Below are 24,982 nucleotides of genomic sequence, written 5' to 3'. Positions count from 1 at the left end.
AGGTCGGGGTACTAGCCTCCACTGGCGATGGTTAGTCAAATTTGACTAGAGAGTGGGTGGCGCATGTCCGATACGGCGATCGCCGTCGAAGGCGCGCACAAGGCGTACGGCGGCAAACGCGCGCTGGACGGCCTCGACCTCACCGTGGGCCGTGGCACGGTCCACGGCGTGCTCGGCCCCAACGGGGCGGGCAAGACGACCCTGGTCCGGATCCTGGCCACCCTGCTGCGCCCGGACGCCGGGCGGATCTCGGTGGCCGGACACGACGTGGTGACCCAGGCCCAGCGGGTGCGCCGGCGCATCGGCCTGCTCGGCCAGCACGCGGCGCTCGACGAGGAGCTGGGCGGCCACCAGAACCTGGAGATGTTCGGCCGCCTCCACCACCTGGGCGCCCGGCACGCGCGCGTGCGCGCCACGGAACTCCTGGAGCGCTTCGGCCTTCAGGACACCGGCCGCAAGGCGGTCAAGCGGTACAGCGGCGGCATGCGGCGCCGACTCGACCTGGCCGCGTCCCTGATCGTGGAACCGGAGGTGCTCTTCCTGGACGAACCGACGACCGGCCTCGACCCGCGCGGACGCACGGAGGTGTGGGCCGCCGTCCGCTCCCTGACCGGCGGCGGTACGACGGTCCTGCTGACCACGCAGTACCTGGAGGAGGCCGATCAGCTCGCCGACCGTATCTCGGTCGTCGACCGGGGCCGGGTCATCGCGGACGGCACGGCGGACGACCTCAAGAACCTGATCGGCGGCGATCGTATCGACGTCGTCCTGCGTGACGAGGCGCAGCTGGGCGCGGCGGTCGCCCTGCTGCCGATGGACGAGGACGAGCTGACGGTCGACCCCGACCGGCGCCTGATCAGCGCGCCGGTCACCGACCGCATGACGGCGCTCGCCGAGGTCGTACGCGCCCTGGAGACGGCCGGCCTCCAGGCCGAGGACATCGCCCTGCGCAGGCCGACCCTGGACGAGGTGTTCCTGCACCTGACGGGCGACACCCCGTCGCGTCCCCAACCGCAGCTGAACTCGAAGCCGCTGCCGCAGCCGAAGTCGAAGGAGAACGTGGCATGAGTACGTACGCCCTGACCGACTCCTGGACCATGACCCGGCGTGAACTGGCCCACTGGGCGCGGCAGCCGGTCCAGGTCGTCGTCAATCTGGTCTTCCCGGTGATGCTGCTGGTGATGTTCGGCTATCTGGTCGGCGGCGGGCGCGGGATCACCGGCGACTACGTCGACTTCCTGGTGCCGGGCATGCTCGCGCTCACCATGGCGTTCGGTCTGGAGGCCACGATGGTCGCGGTCACCCAGGACCTCGACAAGGGGGTCATCGACCGTTTCCGCTCGATGCCGATGGCCAATGGGGCGGTGCTGGTGGGCCGTTCCGCGGCCGACATGCTCCAGTCCGCGCTGACGCTGCTGGTGCTGGTCGGGGTGGGCTGGGCACTGGGCTGGCGGGCGACGGGCGGGGCCGGCGGTTTCGTCGCGGCGCTCGGACTGCTCCTGCTGTTCCGGTTCGCGATGCTGTGGATCGGCATCCATCTGGCCCTGCTGGCGGGCAGGCCGGAGCTGGTGACGGCCGTCCAGATCCTGGTCTGGCCGGTGGGCTTCCTCTCCAACGCCTTCGCCACCCCGGACGCCATGCCGGACTGGCTCGGCACGGTGGTCCGGTGGAACCCCATGTCCCATACGGCGACGGCGGTCCGGGATCTGTTCGGCAACCCCGGCGGGGAGCCCGGCCACGTGTGGGCGGCCGTGGTGTGGCCGCTGGCGCTGCTGGCGGTGTTCTTCCCGCTGGCGGTACGGAGGTTCGGGCGCCTGAGCAAGTAGGGCGGGTGCTTCAGCAAAGGGGATGGGTGAGGGGCGAGCGGGCGAGGGAGCCGACGGTCCGCCGAGAATCGCCGGGAGGGCGGTCGGGCCCGGTGGGCGGGGCCAGGCACCGCGGAGCGTCACCGTACGGCGGAGCCGTCCTCCTTCAGTTGCATCTGGGGGCGGCCGGTGACCAGGAGCCAGGCGGGGAGGGAGGCGATGCACAGGAGGGACAGGATGGCGGGGGAAGCGACAAGGACGGCGGCGGTGAAGAGGCTGACCCAGCCCTGCCGGGTGATCGCCAGCAGGATGCCGAGCACACCGGCGGAGACGCCGACCGAGGGGTCCACACCGGGGATCAGGGCATGGGCGGCCAGCCCGAACGCGGAACCGACGAAGACGGCCGGGAAGATCCGCCCGCCGCGGAACCCGCTGGACGCGGCGACCAGCAGGGCGGCCAGTTTCACCACGGCCATCCCGGCGAACTGGCCGGCCGACCAGCCGTCCGGGTCATGGGCGAGTTCCGCCACCTCGTCCAGCCCCTTGAAGAGCGTCAGTTGGCCGCCCAGGGCCCCGAGCAGACCCAGGACGAGCCCACCGGCGGGCAGGATCAGCAGGGGGTGGCGCAGCCGGAAGAAGGCGCCGTGGACGTACGGGAAGGCGTACACCGCGCACATGCCGAGGAGGGCGGCGAGGGAGGCGATGACGACGCAGGCCAGCAGATCGGACCAGCCGGGGCGGCTGAACGGCGGCAGATGCAGATCGAAGCTGGGGTGGGCCACCAGAGTGGCCGTCAGGGCACCCGCGGCGGCGGCGACCAGGGGCGCGAAGACGTTGTCCCAGAGCTTCCCCCTGACCTGCCGTCCGGCCAGTGCCTCGGAGATGACCAGCGCGGCGGCGACCGGGGTGCCGAACAGGGCGCCGATCGTCGCGGCCTCGGCCAGCATCGGCCAGGTCGCGCCGGGCAGGGCGGGCACCAGGCGGTGGCCCAGCCAGAAGGCGAGGCCGACGTTGACGGCGATGATCGGGTTCTCGGGGCCGAGGCTGGGGCCACCGGCCAGCGTCAGGGCGGTGGCGATCAGCAGACCGGGCAGGACGACGGGCGGCATCACAGGGGCGTCGAGGCCGGTCATGGCCGGGTCGGGGCCGGCGTGTCCGGGCACCTTCCACACCACCAGCCCGGCGAGGATGCCGGTCCCGGTGAGCACGACCAGCATCCAGAGCACGGAGTAGCGGCCCACGCCGAGGGCGTCGGGGAGGTTGTTCCACAGCACATGCTGAAGGGCTTCGGCGAGCGAGCTGACCCCGACGAGGAGCAGGCTCGCGCCCACGCCCACGACCAGGGCGGGAAGGACCAGCGGCAGCAGCGCGCGGGCCGGGGTCGCCGGTGTGCTCGGCGCCGACGCCGAGATGTCGTGAGCCACCGCCACACGATAAACGGGCGAACGGCGCATACCGCCCCACAGCGCGGCCCGACACCACCCCCGCCGACGCTCTCCTCCCCTCACCGGCCCCCCGCTCCCCTCCCCGGCGGATCACCCCTCCTCCCCGGAGAATCGGACTTGCACCTCACGTGGCGTGAGGGGGGAGCGTGGTGGGCGTACCGAGGAAGGAGCGCGGAAGTGAGCTACTCCGTTGGACAGGTCGCCGGATTCGCCGGGGTCACCGTGCGCACGCTGCACCACTACGACGACATCGGCCTGCTCGCCCCGAGCGAGCGCAGCCACGCGGGGCACCGGCGTTACGGCGACGGCGACCTCGACCGGTTGCAGCAGATCCTGTTCTACCGGGAGCTGGGCTTCCCGCTCGACGAGGTCGCCGCCCTGCTCGACGACCCGGAAGCGGACCCGCGCGCGCATCTGCGCCGCCAGCACGAATTGCTGACCGCCCGGATCGAGAAGCTGAAGGAGATGGCGGCGGCCGTGGAGCACGCCATGGAGGCACGCAAGATGGGAATCGATCTCACGCCCGAGGAGAAGTTCGAGGTGTTCGGGGACCACGACCCGGACCAGTACGAGGAGGAGGTGCGGCAGCGCTGGGGCGACACCGACGCCTACCGCGAGTCGCAGCGCCGTTCCGCCTCCTACACCAAGGAGGACTGGAAGCGGCTCGGCGAGGAGTTCGACGCGATCCACCGGCGGATGGCCGACCTGATGACGGCCGGCACCCCCGCCGACTCCGCGGCGGCCATGGATGTCGCCGAGGAGCACCGGCAGTACATCTCACGCTCGCACTACGCGTGCCCGTACGAGATGCACACCGGGCTCGGCGAGATGTATGTGGCCGACGCCCGGTTCACGGCGAACTACGACAAGATCCGCACGGGCCTCGCGGCCTATCTGCGGGACGCGATCAACGCCAACGCGGCCCGGCACGCCGCCGCCTGATCCGCCGGGTCGCACGACGGGCACGTCCACGGCCCGCCCGCTGGTGGCGTCCGCCGCACAGACTCGGCATCCGCCGCCGCACCGCCCCGCGCACCGCGGTCGTGTTCCTCGTCACGTCGGGAGGCGGTCACTCCCGGACGAGGACGACCGCGGTGCCGTAGGCGCACACCTCCGTGCCGACGTCGGCGGCTTCGCTGACGTCGAAGCGGAACATCAGCACCCCGTTGGCGCCGCGTGCGCGGGCCTGTTCCACGAGTCGCTCCATGGCCTGGTTACGGGTCTGCACGAGCGTCTTGGTCAGCCCGCGCAGCTCGCCGCCGACCAGCGACTTCAGCCCGGCGCCGAGCTGGCTCCCCAGATGCCGGGAGCGCACGGTCAGGCCGAAGACCTCACCGATCACCTTTTCCACGCGGTAGCCGGGTACGTCGTTCGTCGTCACGACCAGTACCTCGGGCTCGGGTCCCTGCCCGCCGCCGTACTCCTCCACGCCCATGCCCCACAGCTTGGTCCCCATCGGCGCACAGTGCATCCTGGAGACACGGGTGGAACCTGGGGCGGACACACAGCGTTGATAGCTTTGTCCGCCCGTACGGACGCCGTAGTTCTCATCACCCCTCAGGAGCCAGGAACCGTGACGACGCTTGCCCTCGGACCGAGCTGGCTCGATCCGAACACCCTGCTCGACAACTTCGGCATCTGGGGCCTGCTCCTGATCGTCTTCGCCGAATCGGGCCTGCTCATCGGGTTCTTCCTGCCGGGTGACTCCCTGCTCTTCACGGCGGGTCTGCTGATCACCTCGGGTCAGCTGGACTTCCCGCTGTGGGGCGCGATCGCGCTCATCGTCGTCGCCGCGGTCGTCGGCGACCAGGTGGGTTATATGTTCGGTAAGAAGGTCGGCCCGGCGCTGTTCACCCGTCCGGACTCCCGCTTGTTCAAGCAGGAGAATGTGACGAAGGCGCATGAGTTCTTCGAGAAGCACGGCCCGAAGTCCCTGGTCCTGGCCCGCTTCGTGCCGATCGTGCGGACGTTCACGCCGATCATCGCGGGCGTCAGCGGGATGCGGTACCGCACGTTCCTGATCTTCAACGTGGTCGGCGGTGTCCTCTGGGGCGCCGGGGTGACCTTCCTCGGCTCCTGGCTCGGCAACATCGCCTTCGTCAAGGCGAACATCGAGGCGATCCTGATCCTGATCGTCCTGATCTCGGTCCTGCCGATCATCTTCGAGGTGCTGCGCGCCCGGAAGCAGAAGAAGAACAACCCCGAGCCCGCCGCCCAGCACCACCAGCAGCAGCCGTACCCCTATGCCCAGCAGCCCCCGGCGATGGACGACGCCACGACGCAGCTCCGCCGCATCCCCCCGACGGACCCCCAGCCCCAGGCCCACCCCCAGGCCCCGCAGGGCAACCAGGGCTACCCCCAGCAGCAGCCCCCGCAGCAGCAGTACCCCCAGGGCTACGACCAGCAGCAGCACGACCAGTACTACGGCCAGCCGCAGCAGCCGTACGCCCCGCAGCAGCAGCCGCAGCAGCAGCCGTACCCCCAGAACTACCCGCAGCAGTCCGGCCAGTACCCCTACAACCAGGGCTGACCCGACGCCGCCAAGGGGCGCGGGGAACTGCGCGAGCGACCACGACGAACCCGCGGTCGACACCCGGCCGATCCCCCCGCCCCGCTGAGGCGCCCCCCCAGCCCCCTCGCCCGGTGGGGCGCTCCCCTCAGAACCCCCGCCCAGTGGGGCGCCCCCTCAGAACCCTCGCGTCCGCTTCGCCGCCCGCCGTCCCCCGGCGGAACCGCCCGGTACGCGCAGGGCCAGCCGGGAGATCTCCGCCCCCAGATTCACCCCGATGGCGATGGCCATCGCGAGCGCCGCGGCCTTCGTCAGCGAGCTGAGCCCGGCGCTGACCTCGTTCTGAGCGATCGACAGCACACCGAAGTAGGTGGCGGAACCCGGCAGCAGGGGCCCGATCGCGGCGGTGGTGTACGGCAGCGCCGACGCGTACCGGTACCGGGACAGCAACTGCCCGAACAGCCCCACCAGCCCCGCCGCGACGGCGGTGGAGGCGACCGGCGACAGATCACCCGCGTAGTGCATGGCGCCGTACACCGACCAGGCGACCCCGCCGTTGAGGGTCACGGCGAGCACGGTGGATCGTTCCTGCTGGAGCAGGACCGCGAAGGTCAGGGACAGCAGCATCGACGCGCCGATCTGCAGTCCCGGCCGTTCGGCGAACAGCAGGGCCGCGTCCGGGTTCAGCGCGGCGCCCAGCTGGACGCCGAAGTACAGCACCACCAGCACACCGACGACGATCCCGACGAACAGGTACATGACCTCCAGCAGCCGGGCCGCGGCGGTGATGTAGAAGCCGGTCAGCCCGTCCTGCACGCCCGCGACCAGCGCCCGCCCCGGCAGCAGCGCGAACAGCCCACCGGTGATCACGGCGGACGCCCGGACGTCGATGTGGGCCACGGTCAGCGCGACCCCCATCGCGGCGGGCGGCATCGCGGCGACCACGAACTGATAGAACTCCGGCAGCCCCCGCCCGGCGCACCACCACGCCAGCCGGTCGCCCAGCATCGCGCCGACCGCCGCCGCGAAGAAGACCAGGACGTCACCGCCGACCAGCAGCGACGCCGCCCCGGCGAGCAGCCCGCTGGCCAGCGTCAGCACCCAGGTCGGGTACGGGTGCCGGTTGCGGCGGATCTCGGCGAGCCGCCGGTACGCCTCCTCCAGGGAGAGATGGCTCGCGGGGTCGCTGAGGTCGTCCACCAGCCGGAACACGGCCGCCAGCCGGGTGTAGTCGGTCGCGCGGCGCCGCACGGTCCGCGACGCCGTCACCGGGTCGTCCACGAGGGACGGCTGATGCGAGATGGACAGCAGGGTGAAGGTGACCGTCGGCTCGCAGCGGTCGAGGCCGTAGGAGCGGCAGACGGCGAACATCGCCGCCTCCACGTCCTCCGCGCCCTCGCCGCCCGCCAGCAGCAGTTCGCCGATGCGCAGGGTCAGATCGAGCACGCGCGGTACGGCCGGACCGGTCTCGTCCGGCTTGTGCACCGCCTCCGGCGCGGGCCGCTCGGCCACCGGCATGCGCAGCATGGTGCGCATCCGGTCCTGCCAGGGCGCGTCCTTGGTCAGACTGACCGTCGGCACCCCGCCCGGCGGGGTGAGCACGGGCGGCGCCTGTCCGGCGCTGTAGACGCTCGGCGCCGTGAACGCCGACCCCTCGTGCTCGCCCGCGGAAGCCCGGGCGGCGGGTGGCACGTCCAGCCCGTTCGGCACGGCGAACTCGGAGCTGGTCTCCGGCTCACCGCCCGCCCTGGACACGTCCAGGCCCGCCGGAATCGCGAACTCGCTCGTCACCTCCGGATCGAGCACGCCCCGCGCCTCGTCCGAATGCGGCTGGTGATCCTCCGCGCCCGTCACCTACAGCAGCGCTCCCTGTACGACTGCGGTCCCGATGGCCACAGTATGCGCACAGACGCGCGAAAGGGCCGTACGCGTGCTCGATGCGGCACGTACGGCCCGGTCGCGTGGGGCGGGGCTCAGTGGCCGCCCGTCTCCTTGAAGCGCTTGTAGGACCGCTCGATCTCGACCTCGGCCTCGGTCCGGCCCACCCAGTTGGCGCCCTCGACGGACTTGCCGGGCTCCAGGTCCTTGTAGACCTCGAAGAAGTGCTGGATCTCCAGGCGGTCGAACTCCGACACGTGGTGGATGTCGCGCAGATGCTCCACCCGCGGGTCGGACGCCGGGACACACAGCAGCTTGTCGTCGCCGCCGGCCTCGTCGGTCATCCGGAACATGCCGATCGCACGGCACTTGATGAGGCAGCCGGGGAACGTCGGCTCCTCCAGGATGACCAGCGCGTCCAGCGGATCGCCGTCCTCGCCGAGGGTGTTCTCCACGAAGCCGTAGTCGGCCGGGTAACTGGTCGAGGTGAAGAGTCGGCGGTCCAAGCGGATACGACCGGTCTCGTGGTCCACCTCGTACTTGTTGCGCGAACCCTTCGGGATCTCGATCGTGACGTCGAACTCCACCGGTGGCTCCTCCATGATCAGCACGCGTTTCTGGTGATTAAGTGTCCCTCACGCAGGTGTGTGATCGCGAAAGGGGCTGGTGGTCGTGCCCGAACAGAGTCGCTGGCGGGCGAGACCGCAGGTGAAGCGGCTTGCGGATGCCGTACGGCCGCGGCTCGCACGGGCGGCGTTGGCCGCGAAGCCGCGGGTCGCGCGCTGGGCGCGGGCCGTGAAACCGCAGGTCGAGCTGGTGACCACGGTGAAGACCTGGCGGTACACGGCGGGTGCGGCGGCCCTCGGGCTCGTGCTGGCCGCCGGTGCGGTGACCGCCGCCGGGCCCTGGGACGCCACCGGACAGCGTACGGCGGAGCTGGAGCGGGCCGCCGCCGGGCCGGCTGCGGGTGGCACAGATCACGGTCGTAACTCCGATACGTCCGCCGAAGCGCCGCGTCCCGCGCCCAGCGCCGGGTCCGTGCTCACCGGGCTCGGCCCCGCCGCGGGCACCGCCGGAGGGGTGAAGTCCGCCCCGAACGGCGGCAAGACCCTCGACGAGATTCTCGACCCGCTCCTCGCGGACGCCGGGCTCGGGGACCGCCGCGGCGCCTCGGTCGTCGAAGTCGCCACCGGCAAACCGCTGTACGGGCTCGATTCCGGCGAGGCGCTCACCCCGGCGTCCACCACGAAGATCGCCACCGCCGTCGCCGCGCTGTCCGCCCTCGGCGCCGACCACCGCCTCACCACCCGGGCCGCCTTCGAGCCCGACACCGGCGAACTCGTCCTCGTCGGCGGCGGCGACCCCACGCTGACCGCCCGCGAGGACGCCGAGGGCTGGGCCAGCCTGCGCACCCTCGCCGAGCAGACCGCCGCGGAACTGAAGAAACGCAAGGTCACCGAGGTCACCCTGTCGTACGACACCACCCTGTACGCCGGGAACGGGCTCCACCCGATCGGCGTCAACGACAACCTCGCCGAGGTCACCCCCCTGATGGCGGACGAGGCCCGCACCGACGACTCGACCAGCGGCCCGGCCCCCCGCCACACCGACCCGGCGGCGGAGGCGACCCGGTCCTTCGCCGCGTTCCTCGAACAGCAGGGCATCACGACGACCGCGCCCGGCCCCTCCAAGGCCACGTCCCGGGCGGACATCCTGGCCACGGTCTCCTCCCCGCCCCTGTCGACACTGGTCGAACGCATGCTCACCAACAGCGACAACGACATCGCCGAGGCCCTCGCCCGGCACACCGCCCTCGCCTCCGGCGAACGCGCCGACTTCGCGGGCGCCGGTACGGCCATGGAGGCCCAGCTCCGGAAACTGGGACTGCCGGTGACCGGCGCCGTCCTCAAGGACGGCAGCGGCCTCGACCGCGCCGACCTGCTCACCGCCGACCTGCTCACCGCCCTGCTCGTCAAGGCCGCCGACCCCGCCCACCCCGACCTCCGCGCCACCCTCACGGGCCTGCCGGTGGCCGGCTTCACCGGCACGCTCAGCACGCGTTACGCGGACGATGCGGCGGCCGGTGCCGCCGGCGTCGTACGCGCCAAGACCGGCACCCTGACCGGCGTCAACACCCTCGCGGGCACCGCCGTCGACGCCCGCGGCCGCCTCCTGGCCTTCGCCTTCCTGGCCTCCGACACCACCGACCCGACCGCCGCCCAGACGGCCCTCGACAGAACGGCGACAGCCCTGGCGACGTGCGCCTGCCGCTGAGGCCGCCCGCTCGGATCACGCCGCACTCGCGGGCGGGCCCTGGCACCCACCCTGATCCGGCCAGATCCAACGAACGACCCCGGGCCCAAGACCAACGACCCCGGGCCCAAGACCAACGACCCCGGGCCCAAGACCAACGACCCCAGGTCCATCCGCCGCATCCCCACGGCGTCGCGCCACCCGGCACGCACCGACCGCCGCCGCCCCTTCTCCCACGGAGGTCCGCCAGAAGGGCCCCGGCCACGCCGCTCACGGACGCCGGTGCCGCCGGCGCCGGGGGCCGCTGCCGCGCAGGGCGGTGGCCGGGGATGCGACGACCGCCGCGGATCTTCCGCCGTACCGCCCCCCGTCGCGCTCCGCACCGCCGCCTGGGACCCGGCGCGCCGCCCCCTGAGGCATGTCGCCGCTGCCGGTCATCTGCCGCGCGGCAACCGCCGTACCGCGTGCCGCCACGTGCCACGCTTCGCCCGACCGCCCGACCGCCCGACCGCCCGACCGCCCGACCGCCCGACCGCCCGACCGCCCGACCGCCCGCCCGACCGCCACGCTTCGCTCGCACCCGCCGCGCGGGCGCGTTGTTTTCTTTTGCGCGGTGGGCCGCAGCCACTACGCCGGGTCCGGCCGTCGCACCGCGGGGTGCCGCCGCAGTGGGTGAACGTCCCGCAGGAGAGCGCGGTCGCAGATGCCTCCCCGGCGGGGGACGCCGACGGCTGGAAACGGGCCCCCGGGGCGGTTGGGCGACGGCCGTCGCCGGGGTGTGGGACGACGGGTCCCAGGGGCCGGCGACCCTCACGCCTGCCCCCAGCGGCAGCGCTCACGTACCGTTGAGCGCATGACGAGCATCGGTGGTGCTGCTTCTTCTGGGATGGTCGACTGGAATCTCGCGGTGGCGACCGCGACCCGGCTGGTGCGTCCGGGCCCCGAGGTGAGCCGTGACGAGGCCCGGGCCGTCGTCGCGGAGCTTCGCCGCCATGCCAGAGCGTCCGAGGAACACGTCCGGGGCTTCACCCGGATGGGGACCGAGGAGACCCATGACACCCCGGTCCTGGTGGTCGACCGCCCCGGCTGGGTGCGGGCGAACGTCGCCGGGTTCCGGGAGATCCTCAAACCCCTCCTCGACAAGATGCAGGAACGCCGCGGCAGCACCCCCGGCGGTGCCGTGCTCGGCGCGGTCGGCGGCAAGGTCACCGGCGTCGAGCTGGGCATGCTGCTGTCCTTCCTGTCGTCCCGGGTCCTCGGCCAGTACGAGACCTTCGCCCCCGCCACCCGCGAACTCCCGGCCGGTACGAACGGCGGCGGGCGCCTCCTGCTCGTCGCCCCGAACATCGTCCACGTGGAGCGCGAACTCGACGTACAGCCGCACGACTTCCGGCTGTGGGTGTGCCTGCACGAGGAGACCCACCGCACCCAGTTCTCGGCCGTGCCCTGGCTGCGTGATCACCTTCAGGGCGAAATCCAGTCGTTCCTCGGCGAGACCGAGGTCGATCCGATGACCGTGCTGGAGCGGATCCGGGAGGCCGCGCAGTCGCTGGCCGGCGGCCGTCCGGAGGGCGAGGAGGACGACGGCGGGCGCTCGCTCGTGGAGATCGTCCAGACCCCGGGCCAGCGGGAGATCCTCGGGCGGCTGACGGCGGTGATGTCGCTGCTGGAGGGCCACGCCGACTTCGTGATGGACGGGGTGGGACCGCAGGTCGTACCGACCGTCGGGGAGATCCGCGAGAAGTTCCAGCAGCGGCGCGCCAAGGGCGCCTCCCGCCTGGACCTGGCGCTGCGCAAGCTGCTCGGCCTGGACGCCAAGCTGCGGCAGTACCGGGACGGCGAGCGGTTCGTCAGCGCGGTCGTGGAAGAGGTCGGCATGGACGGCTTCAACCGCGTGTGGACCTCCCCCAACACGCTGCCCACCAAGGCGGAGATCGCCAAACCGGCGGACTGGATCGCGCGGGTGCACCGCAAGGCGGAGTCGTGAAACGAGGGTGCGCGAGGTGAATCCCTCGTGACGTGGTGAACCGGATCCGGCCGACGGCAGTCGAACGCCCCTCCAATCACCCGTCCGAGGGACCGTGAGGCCCTGGCAGGCGTGCAATGCTCGGGGAACCCCTCGGTTCTGTCACCATCTACACACTCTGAGTGACCGAACTCGGGCTCATCCCCCGAAAACTTCATGAAGGGAACCGGACATGGGTCCCCATCCTGCGGTCGCGGCGATACGTCTGGCGGTCCGCCGCGTCCTCCACGACATCCTCACCGAACACAGCCGCGTCCCCGACCTCACCGGCACGCTCTCCGCCCGGTCCTCCGGCGCCGCCTACGCCGGCCCCCCCGGCGCGGCCCCCGCCGCCTCGCACGAGCGCCCGCCGACCCCGCTCGTGCTCGTCGCCTGTTCCGGCGGCGCCGACTCCATGGCGCTCGCCTCCGCCCTCGCCTTCGAAGCCCCCCGCCTCGGCATCCGGGCCGGCGGCATCACCGTCGACCACGGACTCCAGCCCGGCTCCGCCGCGCGCGCCGACGACGTCGTCCAGCGGCTGCGCGGACTCGGCCTCGACCCGGTCGAGTCCACCACCGTCACCATCGGCAGCGAATCCAGCACCCCGGCGCACGGCGCCGCCTACGCGGGTGGCGGCGGACGGCGGGTGGGCCCGGAGGCAGCCGCCCGCGACGCCCGCTACGCCGCGCTCGACGCCGCCGCCGCCCGCCGGGGCGCCGCCGCGGTCCTGCTCGGGCACACCCGCGACGACCAGGCCGAGACCGTCCTGCTGGGGCTCGCCCGCGGCTCCGGCATCCGCTCACTGTCCGGTATGGCCGCGGTCTCGGGGGCCGACGGCCGCTACCGGCGCCCCTTCCTCCAGCTCGACCGGCAGACCGTCCGCAAGGCGTGCATGGTCCAGTCCCTGCCGGTCTGGGACGACCCGCACAACGCGGACCCCGCCTACACCCGCTCCCGCCTGCGCCACGAGGGCCTGCCCGCCCTGGAGAAGGCGCTCGGCAAGGGCGTGGTGGAGGCACTGGCCCGCACGGCCCAGCTGTCCCGGGACGACGCCGACGCCCTGGACGCCTGGGCCCGCCAGGCCGAGAGCGCCGTACGGGACTCCGCGGGGCTCCTGGAGTGCGCCAAGCTCTACGCCCTGCCGCCCGCCGTCCGCCGCCGGGTGCTGCGGCGCGCGGCCATCGACGCGGGCGCCCCGGCGGGCTCGCTGTTCGCGCGTCACATCGAGGAAATGGACCGCCTGATCACCGGCTGGCGCGGTCAGGGGGCCATCAACCTCCCGGGCAAGGTCGCCGCCCAGCGGCAGGGTGGCAGACTGGTCATTCGGCAAGGCTGAACCGACACCCCTCCGGACCCCCTCCGGTGAGGGGGCACGGTCAGCCGCTTGGACGACCGAAAGTGATGCGGGTGGACGCGAAAGACATGGGTGCCGACCTCCAACAGGTGCTCATCACCAAGGAAGAGATCGACGCCAAGCTGACCGAGCTGGCCGCCAAGATCGACGCCGAGTACGCGGGCAAGGACCTGCTCCTCGTCGGTGTCCTCAAGGGCGCGGTGATGGTCATGGCCGACCTCGCCCGTGCGCTGTCCACCCCCGTCACCATGGACTGGATGGCGGTGTCGTCCTACGGCGCGGGCACCCAGTCCTCCGGTGTCGTGCGGATCCTCAAGGACCTCGACACCGACATCAAGGGCCGGCACGTCCTGATCGTCGAGGACATCATCGACTCCGGCCTGACCCTGTCCTGGCTGCTGTCCAACCTAGGCTCGCGCGAGCCCGAGTCGCTCAAGGTGTGCACGCTGCTGCGCAAGCCCGACGCGGCGAAGGTCGCCATCGACGTCGAATGGGTGGGCTTCGACATCCCCAATGAATTCGTCGTCGGCTACGGCCTCGACTTCGCCGAGAAGTACCGCAACCTCCCGTTCGTGGGTACGCTCGCGCCCCACGTCTACGGCGGCTGACACCCCCGGGCCGTGCGGGCGGCCGGCCCCGGGCCGTGCGGGCGGCCGGTGCCGCTGAACCGTACGGACCAAGGGGTACGAGACCGTACGGACCAAGGGGTACGAGGAAATCGGGAACCCCAGCGGGTTCCGCGCCGTTGGAGCATGCGTAGACGGGATTACCGGCAGTCCCGTGCGCCTTCGGGCCACAATGCTGGGGTACCGTCAGAAGAACTGTCTTATCAAACTCACTATGGCAGGAGGGACGGGGCGGCACCGCTCCGTGTGGATGGACGTGAAGCGATACTTCCGTGGGCCGGTCATGTGGATCGTGCTGGCCGTCCTTGCCGTGGTCGTGTTGATGCAGGTCGTCGGCTCGTCCGGCGGCTACAAGACGGTGGACACCGGCCAGGTCGTCCAGGCGATCAACGAGAACCAGGTCAAAGCGGCCAGCCTGACCACCGGCGACGAGCAGACCATCAAGGTCACGCTCAAGGACGGCCAGAAGATCGAGGGCAGCTCCAAGATCCAGGCCAGCTATATCGGCGACCAGGGCGTGACCCTCGCCAATACCTTGCAGACCAAGTACCAGGACAAGCAGATCCCCGACGGCTATACGGTCTCGCCGTCCAAGCAGAACCCGTTCGTCGGCATCCTGCTGTCCTTGCTCCCCTTCGTCCTCATCGTGGTCGTCTTCCTGTTCCTGATGAATCAGATGCAGGGCGGCGGCTCCCGGGTGATGAACTTCGGGAAGTCGAAGGCGAAGCTCATCACCAAGGACACGCCGAAGACGACCTTCGCGGACGTCGCCGGTTCGGACGAGGCGGTCGAGGAGCTCCACGAGATCAAGGAGTTCCTCCAGGAGCCGGCCAAGTTCCAGGCCGTGGGCGCCAAGATCCCCAAGGGCGTGCTGCTGTACGGCCCGCCCGGTACCGGCAAGACGCTGCTCGCGCGGGCCGTCGCCGGTGAGGCGGGCGTGCCCTTCTACTCGATCTCCGGGTCCGACTTCGTCGAGATGTTCGTCGGTGTCGGTGCCTCCCGGGTCCGTGACCTCTTCGAGCAGGCCAAGGCGAACGCCCCGGCGATCGTCTTCGTCGACGAGATCGACGCGGTCGGCCGCCATCGCGGCGCCGGCCTCGGCGGTGGTCACGACGAGCGCGAGCAGACCCTCAACCAGCTGCTGGTCGAGATGGACGGCTTCGACGTCAAGGGCGGTGTGATCCTGATCGCCGCCACCAACCGGCCCGACATCCTCGACCCGGCGCTGCTGCGCCCCGGCCGCTTCGACCGCCAGATCGCGGTCGACCGCCCGGACATGCAGGGCCGTCTGGAGATCCTCAAGGTCCACCAGAAGGGCAAGCCGGTCGCCCCGGACGTCGATCTGTCCGCCGTCGCCCGCCGTACGCCGGGCTTCACGGGCGCCGACCTGTCGAACGTGCTCAACGAAGCGGCGCTCCTGACGGCGCGCAGCGACCGCAAGCTCATCGACAACCACATGCTGGACGAGGCGATCGACCGGGTGGTCGCGGGCCCGCAGAAGCGGACCCGGATCATGTCGGACAAGGAGAAGAAGATCACCGCGTACCACGAGGGCGGTCACGCCCTGGTCGCGGCGGCCTCGCCGAACTCCGACCCGGTCCACAAGATCACCATCCTGTCCCGGGGCCGTGCCCTGGGTTACACGATGGTGCTCCCGGACGAGGACAAGTACTCGACCACCCGCAACGAGATGCTCGACCAGCTCGCCTACATGCTGGGCGGTCGCGCGGCCGAGGAACTGGTCTTCCACGACCCGACCACGGGCGCCGCGAACGACATCGAGAAGGCCACCACCACGGCCCGCGCGATGGTCACCCAGTACGGCATGACCGAGCGGCTCGGCGCCATCAAGTTCGGTGGCGACAACACCGAGCCCTTCCTCGGACGTGAGATGGGTCACCAGCGCGACTACTCGGAAGAGGTCGCCGCCCTGGTGGACGAGGAAGTCAAGAAGCTGATCGAGAACGCCCATAACGAGGCGTGGGAGATCCTGGTCGAGAACCGCGACGTCCTCGACAACCTGGTCCTGGCGCTGCTGGAGAGGGAGACGCTCGGCAAGGAGGAGATCGCCGAGGTCTTCGCCACCATCGTCAAGCGTCCCCCGCGGCCGGCCTGGACCGGCTCCTCCCGCCGCACCCCGTCCACCCGTCCGCCGGTGCTCTCCCCCAAGGAGCTGGCCCTGACGAACGGCGCCAACGGAGCGGCCCCGGCGATCACCACGGCGAAGTCCACCGCGACCGAGCCCGCCCCGGTGGCCGAACCGGCCCCCGAGGAGCGACCGGACAGCTGACCCATCGGCCGTGTCCGGCCCGGAATGGATGCCGCGCCCCCCAGGTTCTAGCCTGGGGGGCGCGGCATTTCCCCATATGCCCGCAGATTCAGATTGCCCAGAGACCGGATTGCCCCCTAGAACAGACGCGCGTGGGCCCCGCGCGACCCGCACAGGAACGAGGCACGACATGACCGATCCCGTGACGCTGGACGGCGACAGCTCCATAGGCGAGTTCGACGAGAAGCGCGCGGAGAACGCCGTACGCGAACTCCTCATCGCGGTCGGCGAGGACCCGGACCGTGAGGGTCTGATGGAGACCCCGGCGCGGGTGGCGCGGGCGTACAAGGAGATCTTCGCGGGGCTGTGGCAGCGGCCGGAGGATGTGCTGACGACGACGTTCGACCTCGGGCACGACGAGATGGTGCTGGTGAAGGACATCGAGGTGTACTCGACCTGCGAGCACCATCTGGTGCCCTTCCGGGGGGTCGCCCATGTCGGGTACATCCCGTCCACCAGCGGCAAGATCACCGGGCTGTCCAAGCTGGCCCGGCTGGTGGATGTCTACGCCCGCCGGCCCCAGGTGCAGGAACGACTCACCACGCAGGTCGCGGACTCGCTGATGGACATCCTGGAGCCGCGGGGCGTGATCGTGGTCGTGGAGTGCGAGCACATGTGCATGTCGATGCGGGGGATCCGCAAGCCCGGCGCGAAGACGATCACCTCGGCGGTGCGGGGGCAGCTGCGGGACGCGGCCACGCGCAACGAGGCGATGAGTTTGATCATGGCGCGTTGACGGCTCCGCTGCGTCCGGGCGGGCTCGGCTGAGGGACTGTGTGTCCCGGCGTCCCGGCGACGCCTGTGGGGTGTTCGTGGGGCGTTCGTGGGCCGGCGTCAGGCGGCCGGGGCCGCGCCCGTGTTGTCGGAGTCGTGGTCGTCGTCGTCCGGGAGCTTGCAGACGTGCTCCAGGAACAGGGCCGCCGCTATCACGGCGATGCCCGCGAGGACGGAGAAACCGGCGTAGATGGCCTGGTCGCGGCGGGCCGGGACGTCCAGTATCTCCAGCAGGAAGACGCCCGTACCGCCGTACATACCCGCGACCAGGGCGGCCACCAGGGCGCTGGCCTGGCCGAAGACCACCGCGCGGGCGGCCATCAGCGGGTCGACGCCCTTGGCGCCGGGCTCGCGCTCGCGCTGTGCCTTGAGGCGGGCGCGCAGCGAGAGCGCGGTGGACATCAGGACCGCCGCGATCAGCGCGAGGACGATGGGGGCGGCGAGCGGGACGCTGGGGAGCGTGCTCACCGAGTTCCACAGGCGGGCGCCTGCCCAGGACAGCACTCCGGCGACGATGAATACGCCGGCCAGCAGCCTGATGCGCAGCTCTCTCACGGTGTCCCTTCAGCTCCCCGGCCGGTGCACGGCCCCTTGCCGTCGGCCATTGCCGTCGTGTTGACCTTAACGACTACTCGGGCAGCCGGAGTTCCAGATCCGTGCGGGCCGCGACACCCTCGTGGCCGATATCGGCGAGGAGGGCGGCGACCGGGCCCCGGCCGGGCAGCAGGGCCTCCGGGTCCACGTCGTGCCAGGGGGCGAGCACGAACGCGCGTTCGTGGGCGCGCGGGTGGGGGAGGGTGAGCTGGGGATCGTCGGAGACGACATCGGCGTACGAGACGATGTCGACGTCGAGCGTGCGCGGCCCCCAGTGCTCGGCCCGGACCCGGTGGAACGCCTCCTCGACGGCGTGGGCGCGCTCCAGCAGGGACGACGGCGGCAGGGTGGTCCTGAGCACCACGACCGCGTTGAAGTAAGACGGCTGGCTGCCGGGCTCGACGCCCCAGGGCGCGGTCTCGTACACGGGCGAGACCGCCTTGATGCGTACGCCCGGGGTGTCCTCCAGTGCGTCGATCGCGCCCTGGAGGGTCTCCAGGCGGTTGCCGAGGTTCGAGCCCAGGGCGATCACGGCGCGGCGGGGGTTCTGGAGGGTGCTGTCGGCGGCGTCGACCCGCTCGACGACGGAGGCGGGCACCGGCTGTACGGTCGGGTCGCTCTGGCCCCCGGTGAATGCGTTCATACTCGGCTCCGGATGAGGGTGACGGTCACGTCGTCGAAGGGGACCGTGATCGGCGCGTCCGGCTTGTGGACGCAGACCTCGACCTCCTGGACCCCCTCGTGCTTGAGACAGACCTGCGCGATGCGCTCGGCGAGTGTCTCGATGAGGTTGACGGGCTCGCCCTCGACGACGGCCACGATCTCCTCGGCGACGATGCCGTAGTGCACGGTCTTCGTCAGGTCGTCGTCGGCCGCGGCCGGGCGGGTGTCCAGGCCGAGGACCACGTCCACGATGAAGGTCTGGCCCTCCTCGCGCTCCTTCGGGAACACGCCGTGGTGCCCTCGGGCCTTCAGGCCGCGCAGCGCGACACGATCCACACGAATCACTCCTGCAATCGTCGGTGGGAGCCGGTCTGTGAGCGAGGGCCGGTCCGTCGGTGAGGGCCGGTCCGTACCGGGTGCGGGCGGACGGGCGGCCTCGAACGAATCTACCTGCGGGCACTGACAGTGCCGGGCCGCGGGGGCCGGTCATGGGGGTCGGTGGGCGGTCGGGAGGCGCGCCTACCCAGGGGTACGTGATTCCAACCACGTTTTGGTTCGTGTGAGGGGTGGGGTGTTCTCTGTGTGTGGGTGGGGGGCTCGTGGATCGCTCACTCGGTCAAGGGGGGTGTGTCGTCCAAGGGGGGTGTGTCGTCGTTGTCGTCCTCGTCGTTGTCGGCCAGGACCGGGGAGGCGTGGTGCGACCAGAGCTTCCAGCCGTCGGTGGTGCGGCGGAACACGTTCGTGGCCACCACCAGCTGCCCCACCAGCGGGCCCAGCTCCCCGCCCTCCTCGGGCGCGGGGCCGCCGCTGAGGATGTTCTCGGTGCAGGTCACCAGGGCGGTGTCACCGGTGACGGACACATGGACGTCCGTGAGGAAGAACTGGATGTAGTCCGTGTTCGCCATGATCAGCGCGTACGAGCGCAGAACCTCGCCGCGTCCTGTGAGCACCGGCCAGCCCGGGTGCACGCAGGAGATCACCCCGGTGTCCGCCGGGTCGTGGTACTCCTCGTCGACGCCGAGGTCGGAGGGGGTGAGCCAGAGCGAGGACACCACCTCGAAGTCGCCGCGTTCCAGCGCCTCGTAGAAGGCGGTGTTGGCGGCTTCCACCTGCTCGACATCGGTGTGGGGGGCGCTCACCTGGCTCCTTCGCTGGGGTGCGCGCTCTGCTCGCGCGCGTTTTCCACGGCGCGCGCGACGCGTACGGCGTCGGCGGTCGCGCGTACCTCGTGCACCCGCACCGCCCATGCCCCGGCGTGCGCCGCGAGCGCGGAGACGGCGGCCGTCGCGGCGTCGCGCTCGCGCGCGGGCGGGGGCGCGCTCTGCGGCCCGGCCAGCACCCGCCCCAGGAACCGTTTGCGGGACGCGGCGACGAGCAGCGGATGGCCCAGGGCGTTCAGCCGGTCGAGGCGGGCCAGGAGCGCCAGGTCGTGCTCGACGTCCTTGGAGAAGCCGAGGCCGGGGTCGACGATGACGCGGTCGGGGGCGATGCCGCCGTCCAGAACGGCCTGCACGCGCGCGTGCAGTTCCTCGATGACCTCGGTGACGACGTCGTCATAGGACCCTCTTACGTTGCCGCCCTCCAGGAAGCCGCGCCAGTGCATGACGACGAAGGGGGCGCCCGCCGCGGCGACGACCGGGACCATCGCCGGGTCGGCGAGGCCGCCGCTGACGTCGTTGACCAGGGCCGCGCCGGCGGCGAGGGCCTGCTCGGCGACGGAGGCGCGCATGGTGTCGACGGAGATCACCGTGCCCTCGGCGGCCAGGCCGCGGACGACCGGGATGACCCGGCGCAGTTCCTCGGCCTCGTCCACGCGGGTCGCGCCGGGCCGGGTGGACTCGCCGCCCACGTCGACCAGGTCGGCGCCCTCGGAGACCAGGTCGAGGCCGTGCTTGACGGCGGTCGTCGTGTCGAACCAGCGGCCTCCGTCGGAGAAGGAATCGGGCGTCACGTTCACCACCCCCATGACCGCGCAGCGGTCCCATGACGGGAGACCCGCGACACTCCGGCGTCCGCTCTGCTTGCTCATACGTTCAGCGTAGGCCCCGAGTCCGACGGCCTCCCGGCCACCGCGCGGTACGGGGCGGGAGGCGGGTGTGCGGGGCCCGGAGGATCGGGTGGGTCGGGGTGGGCTGTGCCTTCTGATGTGGGGGCGGAGGCGTTGGGCTGGGCTGGCCGTGCGTTCCAGGCGGAGGCGTTGGGCTGGGCCGGTCGCACGTTCCAGGCGGAGGCGCTGGGCTGGGCCGGTCGTACGTCCCAGGCGGAGGCGCTGGGCTGGGCCGGCCGTGCGTCCCACGGGGAGGCTCTGGGCTAGGCCGGTCGTACGTCCCGTTCCGCCGGGCCGTGGGCGCAGGGGCGGGCGGGCGTCGTGCGGCGGCGCGGGAAGCGGGGTGGGGCGAGGTTCACGAAGCCCTCGGCCCGCATCGCGGCGAGGCCGATGCGGGGGAGGTCGGCGGAGGTGCGGTAGACCATGAAACGCGGCTCCCAGCGGGGCCGGAACTTGGCGTTGAACCGGTACAGCGACTCGATCTGGAACCAGCGTGAGAGAAACAGCAGCAGCCCGCGCCAGGCGCGCAGCACCGGCCCGGCGCCGAGCTTCTCGCCGCGCGCGAGCGCCGAGCGGAACATCGCGAAATTGAGCGACACGCGCGCGATGCCGAATTTCGGGGCGGCCCGCAGCGCCGCGACGATCAGCAGTTCGTTCATGCCGGGGTCGGCCGCCCGGTCCCGGCGCATCAGGTCCAGCGACACGCCGTCGGGGCCCCAGGGCACGAAGTGCAGGACCGCCTTGAGATCGCCGTACGGGCCGGGCGCCGCCTCCGCGAGATCGCCGTGCGGGCCGGGCGCCGCCTCCGCGCGGTGCGCTGTGGCGATCAGGCAGTCCCCGTCGGCCCGGTCGCCGATCCGGCCCAGCGCCATGGAGAAGCCGCGCTCGGTGTCGGTGCCGCGCCAGTCGTCGGCCGCGCGGCGGATCCGTTCCAGCTCGGCCTCGCCGAGGTCACGCACGCGTCGTACCCGGGTCTCGTAGCCGGCGCGCTCGATGCGTGCGGCCATCTGGCGCACATTGCGCATCGCGCGGCCGGCGAGCGAGAAATCCGGCACGTCCACCACCGCCTCGTCGCCCAGTTCGAGCGCGTCCAGACCGGTCTCGCGGGTCCACACCTCGCCGCCGGTCTCGGAGCAGCCCATGACCGCCGGGGTCCAGGAGTGGGCGCGGGCCACGTCCATGAAGCGCTCGATGGCGCCGGGCCACGCCTCCACGTCGCCGATCGGGTCGCCGCCGGCGAGCATCACGCCCGACACGACCCGGTAGGTGACGGCCGCCTTGCCGCTGGGGGAGAACACCACGGCCTTGTCGCGGCGCAGCGCGAAGTGGCCCAGGGAGTCCCGTCCGCCGTGCCGGGCCAGCAGGGCGCGCAGACGCTGTTCGTCGTCCTGGGTGAGCCGCGCGGCCGGGTGCTCGGGACGGAGGGCGAGGTAGATCGTCGTGACGGCCGTGAGCAGGCCCAGGGCGCCCAGGGAGGCGGCCACGGTCCACGACGCACCGCCCCGGTAGCCGACCGGGCCCTGGACGCCGAACAGGCCGTACAGGACGTGGGTGAGCCGGGCGGCCAGGCTGGGGTCGCCGACCATGTGCCTGTGCTGCACGCTGACGATCACCAGGCCGAGGGCGAGCGAACCGGCGCCCATGAGGACGAAGTTGGCGAGCGCCCGCCAGCGGCTGCGCGGGTCGGGCAGCGCGACGAACTGGCCGCGGTGGCGCAGCAGCGCCCACAGCAGCGCCAGCGAGATCACCACGCCGATGAGCGAGTGGCGGTAGCCGAACTGGGCCACCGCGCCCACCGGCAGCAGCGCCACCGCCGCCCGCCACGCCCGCCGTTTGCGGCGCCGCAGGCCGTGCGCGAGGAGCAGCAGCAGCACGCCCGCGCTGAGCGAGAGCGCCGCCGCGAACGGCCCCAGCGCGCCGGGCAGCACCTCGGCGAGCGTGTGGATCCGGCTGTGCCGGAAGCGCGGGAACACGCCCGCGGCGACGTCCAGCAGCCCCACCAGCGCGCAGGCCCTGGCGACGAGGACGGGAACCGACTCGGGGCGCGGACCGCGCGGCAGGCGCCGCGCCCCGCCGGACCGTTCCGCAGCCCTGTCCGACATTTCCCCACCTTCCCTGACAGTCATCGCGTCCCGTGGTGCCGCGAGAGGTCCGTGAGCCGGTCCCGATTCGGGCATCCGGCCACATTGCGCCCTCTAGGACGGTGACGTGGGGAGGGAGGTTCACTCCCGCGTACAAAGGTGGTTCAAAGGTCTTGGAAAGTCAGGGGCAAGTCCTGGGGACTCCCTATCGGCGGCCTCGGGGGCGCCTGCCGGCCGTTGCCCGCCTTCGCGCCGGTCGGTGTCGGGGGCGGAATGGGAATGCGGGGAGTCGGGGTCAGGCGGTGGCCCGTCTCCTCGGTGATTCGACCCGCCCTTCGCGCGTCCCCGTTCCGGGCGACTCCTGGTCTACTTCGGGCGACTTCGGACGACTGCATGGCGACTGCGCGGCGACTGCGCGGCGACTGTGCTGCGACTGCATCGCGACACGAAAGTGCGGGGCCGCGGGGATCAGCGGATCAGTGGTTCAAGCGGATCGGTCGCTCAGGTGCCTATGCGTACGATCCCCAGGCGCGCTCGGCGTGTCGGGGCCGCGGGGTGGGTGCTGTGGGCGTGCGGAGGGCCGGGTGCGGGCCGTGCTTGGACCGAGCCTGGAGCGTGCGTGGATGCCCGGTGGCCGGCGGGGGATTGGGGAATTGGGCAGGTCCCCGATCGCCGGAGAAGGTGTCAAATAGCCGTCGGATCAAGGGGAATGGCATTCCACGTGACCGGGAATGCGGCACCGCCAGGAGTTGATCTTGCGGAACTCCCGGACGGCCGTGTCACCCGATACCGAATCGAAACCCGGAGAACGCTTCGGGGTGGCTGTGTTTTTACGGCCCGGCGCACCACGATTCCCCTACGCGCGGTAAGTTTCTGGCCATGCCACGTGGACGTCATCGCCATTCCCCGCCCCTGCACCGGCTGCTGCCCCCGTCCGTGATCGCCGGCGTCGCCGTGGTCTGCGCGATCGGTCCCTGGGTGCTCTCGGAAACCATGGTGCTCCGCGGGCTGGCCGCGGTGGCCGCGCTGACGGCGGTCGCCGGAGCGATCGTCATGCGCCGCTGGGACACGCAGGCGGGCAAGGCGGTGGCCGACCTCACGCGCGTACGCGTGAGCGAGGAATGGCGTCATGAGGAGCGCGTCGCCGAACTGGAGGCCGACCTCGACGAGTCGCGCGAACTGCGCGCCAAGCTGGAGCAGCGGCTGCGCGCCAAGCGGGCCGAACTGACGGGCCTGCGCACCGAACACGCGGCGCTGCTGCGCCGGTACGCCACGGCGGAGACGGAGCGGGCGACCGCCCTGGAGGGCCGCCGCCTGCTGGAGATAGAGGCGGGTGAGCCGGCGGACGCGCTGCCTTCGGGGGAGGCGGGGAACCGGGGGAAGGCGGCGGACCCGGGGAAGGCGGAGCGCCTGGGGAAGGCGGAGGACGCGGCCGGGGCCGACGCCGCCGACGCGATGTCCGACACGCCGGCGCTCTTCTCGCCCGAGGGCTCGCAACTGTTCCTCCGCGCGCGGGTGGCGCTTGGTCGGCTGGAGAAGCCCGGGCAGGAGCGCGGGCAGGAGCCTGAGCAGAGGAAGGACGCTTTGGCGGAGGGTGAGGGCGTCGCCGTTGAGGATGCCGTCGCTGACGCCGCCCTTGACGCCGTCGCGCAGGCCGACGCCTCCGACGGGGACTCCGGGACCGACCCCGACCCCGACTCCACCGACCCGGACCCGAACGGCAGGGGTCCCGGCGACCCGACGGACGAGGCCGAGGCGCAGGACTCCGGCGCGCAGGCCCGCAGCGACATCGACGGCGCCGTGGAGGCACCGTCCGCCGCGGAGATGCCGGGCGTGGAGGTGCCTGCCGTTGACGCCCCTGCCGTGGACGCTCCCGCCGTAGGAACGCCGGTGCCCGCGCGGGCCGCCGTACCTGCGCAGGGCAGCCGTTCGGCTCGGGCCGAGGCGTCGGTGCCGGGTGTGGCCGCTGCTGGTGGTGCCGAGGCGGCGCGGGAGGACGAGGCGCAGGGGAAGCACGGGGCGGCCGACGCGCGGGAGCACGCGGTCGCCTCGCCCACGACCCATGCGCAGAGCGAAGCCGCCCTGGTCGCCGAGACCCGGCCCGCCCTGCCGGTGCACCAGCCGACCGGCCACTTCACCGTCCCGACCGCCGTGGCCGTCGTACCGCCCACGCCCGCCCGGCGCCCGTCGGTGGAAGGCGGCTTCGACTTCTTCGGTACGCAGCAGGAGGACGAGGAGGGGGGTGACTCCGTGGATATCGCCATGGAGCACTCCGTGCAGGACGAGGACCTCGCCGATGTCGTCGGCCACGAAGCCCTCGACGCGCGCAAGGCGCAGGCCGGGGGGAAGTTCGAGCGGGCCGGGGAACGGGCGGACGGCAGCGACGCCCCGGTGATCGACCTCACCGCGCACGACGAGACCGAGCAGATCGACGTACAGGAGCTGCGCAGCGCGGTCTCTTGAGACCTCGAAGTCAGCCCGTACGCCAGCCCGTACGTCAGCCTGTCTGTCCGTCTGGGACCTGTACCCCCGTCCTTCTTCCTGTGGAGCCCGGCGCCCGACGCGATGCTGTTGGTTAATTCGGGCGTGTGCGTGACGTCGGCCTTCGAGACCTGGTTG

21 protein-coding genes are annotated in these 24,982 nt (G+C 71.9%); 11 read left to right on the top strand and 10 right to left on the bottom strand.

What is annotated here, in order from left to right; genetic code table 11:
- The first annotated feature begins 63 nt into the window (after nucleotides 1–63).
- Together ACFRFC_RS35190 and ACFRFC_RS35185 are read left to right on the top strand one after the other, a co-directional pair.
- Nucleotides 64–1,068 (top strand): ATP-binding cassette domain-containing protein, encoded by a 1,005-nt coding sequence (locus tag ACFRFC_RS35190; protein WP_382681020.1) that lies wholly within the window; start codon nucleotides 64–66, stop codon nucleotides 1,066–1,068.
- Nucleotides 1,065–1,826: an ABC transporter permease gene (locus ACFRFC_RS35185; RefSeq protein ID WP_382681022.1), complete on the top strand. Its 762-nt coding sequence runs from the start codon at nucleotides 1,065–1,067 to the stop codon at nucleotides 1,824–1,826. The genes ACFRFC_RS35190 and ACFRFC_RS35185 overlap by 4 nt, the downstream gene beginning before the upstream one ends.
- 119 nt (nucleotides 1,827–1,945) lie before the next feature.
- On the opposite strand, the gene ACFRFC_RS35180 is transcribed toward ACFRFC_RS35185, so the two are convergent.
- Complete coding sequence (locus ACFRFC_RS35180; protein WP_383112683.1) at nucleotides 1,946–3,259, bottom strand: ion channel protein; 1,314 nt, start codon at nucleotides 3,257–3,259, stop codon at nucleotides 1,946–1,948.
- Nucleotides 3,260–3,427: 168 nt separating this feature from the next.
- Between ACFRFC_RS35180 and ACFRFC_RS35175 the strand changes: the two genes are divergently transcribed.
- Nucleotides 3,428–4,192 (top strand): MerR family transcriptional regulator, encoded by a 765-nt coding sequence (locus ACFRFC_RS35175; RefSeq protein WP_382681026.1) that lies wholly within the window; start codon nucleotides 3,428–3,430, stop codon nucleotides 4,190–4,192.
- A 127-nt stretch (nucleotides 4,193–4,319) separates the two neighbouring features.
- Here ACFRFC_RS35175 and ACFRFC_RS35170 read toward each other — a convergent pair whose 3' ends face one another.
- The gene (locus tag ACFRFC_RS35170) at nucleotides 4,320–4,685 is read right to left on the bottom strand and encodes a YbjQ family protein (RefSeq protein ID WP_382681116.1); all 366 of its coding nucleotides are present in this window, start codon (nucleotides 4,683–4,685) and stop codon (nucleotides 4,320–4,322) included.
- 138 nt (nucleotides 4,686–4,823) lie between these two features.
- On the opposite strand from ACFRFC_RS35170, the gene ACFRFC_RS35165 reads away from it, so the two are divergent.
- Nucleotides 4,824–5,780 (top strand): DedA family protein, encoded by a 957-nt coding sequence (locus tag ACFRFC_RS35165; protein ID WP_382681028.1) that lies wholly within the window; start codon nucleotides 4,824–4,826, stop codon nucleotides 5,778–5,780.
- Nucleotides 5,781–5,936: 156 nt separating this feature from the next.
- On the opposite strand, the gene ACFRFC_RS35160 is transcribed toward ACFRFC_RS35165, so the two are convergent.
- Together ACFRFC_RS35160 and ACFRFC_RS35155 are read right to left on the bottom strand one after the other, a co-directional pair.
- Nucleotides 5,937–7,613, bottom strand: coding sequence for a threonine/serine exporter ThrE family protein (locus ACFRFC_RS35160; RefSeq protein WP_382681030.1), 1,677 nt, complete (start codon nucleotides 7,611–7,613; stop codon nucleotides 5,937–5,939).
- Nucleotides 7,614–7,732: 119 nt separating this feature from the next.
- Entirely contained in the window at nucleotides 7,733–8,224 is a 492-nt protein-coding gene (locus ACFRFC_RS35155; RefSeq protein WP_382681032.1) for an inorganic diphosphatase, read from the bottom strand.
- Nucleotides 8,225–8,303: 79 nt separating this feature from the next.
- Here ACFRFC_RS35155 and dacB point away from each other — a divergent pair, with 79 nt between their 5' ends.
- The 6 genes from dacB (at nucleotide 8,304) to folE (ending at nucleotide 16,940) form a co-directional block, all read left to right on the top strand.
- Complete coding sequence (gene dacB / locus ACFRFC_RS35150) at nucleotides 8,304–9,911, top strand: D-alanyl-D-alanine carboxypeptidase/D-alanyl-D-alanine-endopeptidase (protein ID WP_382681034.1); 1,608 nt, start codon at nucleotides 8,304–8,306, stop codon at nucleotides 9,909–9,911.
- 832 nt (nucleotides 9,912–10,743) lie between these two features.
- The gene (locus ACFRFC_RS35145; protein WP_382681036.1) at nucleotides 10,744–11,877 is read left to right on the top strand and encodes a zinc-dependent metalloprotease; all 1,134 of its coding nucleotides are present in this window, start codon (nucleotides 10,744–10,746) and stop codon (nucleotides 11,875–11,877) included.
- 211 nt (nucleotides 11,878–12,088) lie between these two features.
- Nucleotides 12,089–13,231 carry a tRNA lysidine(34) synthetase TilS gene (gene tilS / locus ACFRFC_RS35140; RefSeq protein ID WP_382681038.1) on the top strand — a complete coding sequence of 381 codons (1,143 nt, stop codon included), beginning with the start codon at nucleotides 12,089–12,091 and terminating at the stop codon, nucleotides 13,229–13,231.
- A gap of 65 nt (nucleotides 13,232–13,296) precedes the next feature.
- On the top strand, nucleotides 13,297–13,857 hold the full coding sequence (gene hpt / locus ACFRFC_RS35135; protein ID WP_362766289.1) for a hypoxanthine phosphoribosyltransferase: 561 nt from the start codon (nucleotides 13,297–13,299) through the stop codon (nucleotides 13,855–13,857).
- A gap of 268 nt (nucleotides 13,858–14,125) precedes the next feature.
- Complete coding sequence (ftsH, locus tag ACFRFC_RS35130) at nucleotides 14,126–16,165, top strand: ATP-dependent zinc metalloprotease FtsH (RefSeq protein WP_382681119.1); 2,040 nt, start codon at nucleotides 14,126–14,128, stop codon at nucleotides 16,163–16,165.
- 169 nt (nucleotides 16,166–16,334) lie between these two features.
- Nucleotides 16,335–16,940, top strand: coding sequence for a GTP cyclohydrolase I FolE (gene folE, locus ACFRFC_RS35125; RefSeq protein ID WP_382681039.1), 606 nt, complete (start codon nucleotides 16,335–16,337; stop codon nucleotides 16,938–16,940).
- A gap of 98 nt (nucleotides 16,941–17,038) precedes the next feature.
- On the opposite strand, the gene ACFRFC_RS35120 is transcribed toward folE, so the two are convergent.
- The 6 genes from ACFRFC_RS35120 to ACFRFC_RS35095 form a co-directional block, all read right to left on the bottom strand.
- Nucleotides 17,039–17,533 carry a DUF3180 domain-containing protein gene (locus ACFRFC_RS35120; protein WP_382681041.1) on the bottom strand — a complete coding sequence of 165 codons (495 nt, stop codon included), beginning with the start codon at nucleotides 17,531–17,533 and terminating at the stop codon, nucleotides 17,039–17,041.
- 73 nt (nucleotides 17,534–17,606) lie between these two features.
- Nucleotides 17,607–18,215: a 2-amino-4-hydroxy-6-hydroxymethyldihydropteridine diphosphokinase gene (gene folK, locus ACFRFC_RS35115; RefSeq protein WP_382681043.1), complete on the bottom strand. Its 609-nt coding sequence runs from the start codon at nucleotides 18,213–18,215 to the stop codon at nucleotides 17,607–17,609.
- Nucleotides 18,212–18,571: a dihydroneopterin aldolase gene (gene folB, locus ACFRFC_RS35110; RefSeq protein ID WP_382681045.1), complete on the bottom strand. Its 360-nt coding sequence runs from the start codon at nucleotides 18,569–18,571 to the stop codon at nucleotides 18,212–18,214. The genes folK and folB overlap by 4 nt, the downstream gene beginning before the upstream one ends.
- A gap of 272 nt (nucleotides 18,572–18,843) precedes the next feature.
- Nucleotides 18,844–19,374 (bottom strand): nuclear transport factor 2 family protein, encoded by a 531-nt coding sequence (locus ACFRFC_RS35105; RefSeq protein WP_382681047.1) that lies wholly within the window; start codon nucleotides 19,372–19,374, stop codon nucleotides 18,844–18,846.
- Nucleotides 19,371–20,264: a dihydropteroate synthase gene (folP, locus tag ACFRFC_RS35100; RefSeq protein ID WP_382681049.1), complete on the bottom strand. Its 894-nt coding sequence runs from the start codon at nucleotides 20,262–20,264 to the stop codon at nucleotides 19,371–19,373. Before folP ends, ACFRFC_RS35105 begins: the two co-directional genes overlap by 4 nt.
- A gap of 281 nt (nucleotides 20,265–20,545) precedes the next feature.
- Nucleotides 20,546–22,384: a phosphatidylglycerol lysyltransferase domain-containing protein gene (locus ACFRFC_RS35095; RefSeq protein WP_382681053.1), complete on the bottom strand. Its 1,839-nt coding sequence runs from the start codon at nucleotides 22,382–22,384 to the stop codon at nucleotides 20,546–20,548.
- Between the two features lie 858 nt (nucleotides 22,385–23,242).
- Between ACFRFC_RS35095 and ACFRFC_RS35090 the strand changes: the two genes are divergently transcribed.
- Nucleotides 23,243–24,826 (top strand): hypothetical protein, encoded by a 1,584-nt coding sequence (locus ACFRFC_RS35090; RefSeq protein WP_382681055.1) that lies wholly within the window; start codon nucleotides 23,243–23,245, stop codon nucleotides 24,824–24,826.
- The last annotated feature ends 156 nt before the right edge of the window (nucleotides 24,827–24,982 follow it).

It is taken from the genome of Streptomyces sp. NPDC056734, from assembly GCF_042790455.1.
Lineage (GTDB): Bacteria > Actinomycetota > Actinomycetes > Streptomycetales > Streptomycetaceae > Streptomyces.
Note: the sequence above shows the minus strand (reverse complement) of the source record. Positions and strands in the feature narration are given on the sequence as shown.

Excerpts from the sequence above, each read along its gene's own strand:
- ACFRFC_RS35190 (WP_382681020.1), top strand. The coding sequence starts at position 64 with ATGTCCGATACGGCGATCGCCGTCGAAGGCGCGCACAAGGCGTACGGC.
- ACFRFC_RS35185 (WP_382681022.1), top strand. The coding sequence starts at position 1,065 with ATGAGTACGTACGCCCTGACCGACTCCTGGACCATGACCCGGCGTGAA.
- ACFRFC_RS35180 (WP_383112683.1), bottom strand. The coding sequence starts at position 3,259 with ATGCGCCGTTCGCCCGTTTATCGTGTGGCGGTGGCTCACGACATCTCG.
- ACFRFC_RS35170 (WP_382681116.1), bottom strand. The coding sequence starts at position 4,685 with ATGGGCGTGGAGGAGTACGGCGGCGGGCAGGGACCCGAGCCCGAGGTA.
- ACFRFC_RS35145 (WP_382681036.1), top strand. The coding sequence starts at position 10,744 with ATGACGAGCATCGGTGGTGCTGCTTCTTCTGGGATGGTCGACTGGAAT.
- tilS (WP_382681038.1), top strand. The coding sequence starts at position 12,089 with ATGGGTCCCCATCCTGCGGTCGCGGCGATACGTCTGGCGGTCCGCCGC.
- hpt (WP_362766289.1), top strand. The coding sequence starts at position 13,297 with ATGCGGGTGGACGCGAAAGACATGGGTGCCGACCTCCAACAGGTGCTC.
- ftsH (WP_382681119.1), top strand. The coding sequence starts at position 14,126 with ATGGACGTGAAGCGATACTTCCGTGGGCCGGTCATGTGGATCGTGCTG.
- folE (WP_382681039.1), top strand. The coding sequence starts at position 16,335 with ATGACCGATCCCGTGACGCTGGACGGCGACAGCTCCATAGGCGAGTTC.
- folK (WP_382681043.1), bottom strand. The coding sequence starts at position 18,215 with ATGAACGCATTCACCGGGGGCCAGAGCGACCCGACCGTACAGCCGGTG.
- folP (WP_382681049.1), bottom strand. The coding sequence starts at position 20,264 with ATGAGCAAGCAGAGCGGACGCCGGAGTGTCGCGGGTCTCCCGTCATGG.
- ACFRFC_RS35095 (WP_382681053.1), bottom strand. The coding sequence starts at position 22,384 with ATGTCGGACAGGGCTGCGGAACGGTCCGGCGGGGCGCGGCGCCTGCCG.
- ACFRFC_RS35090 (WP_382681055.1), top strand. The coding sequence starts at position 23,243 with ATGCCACGTGGACGTCATCGCCATTCCCCGCCCCTGCACCGGCTGCTG.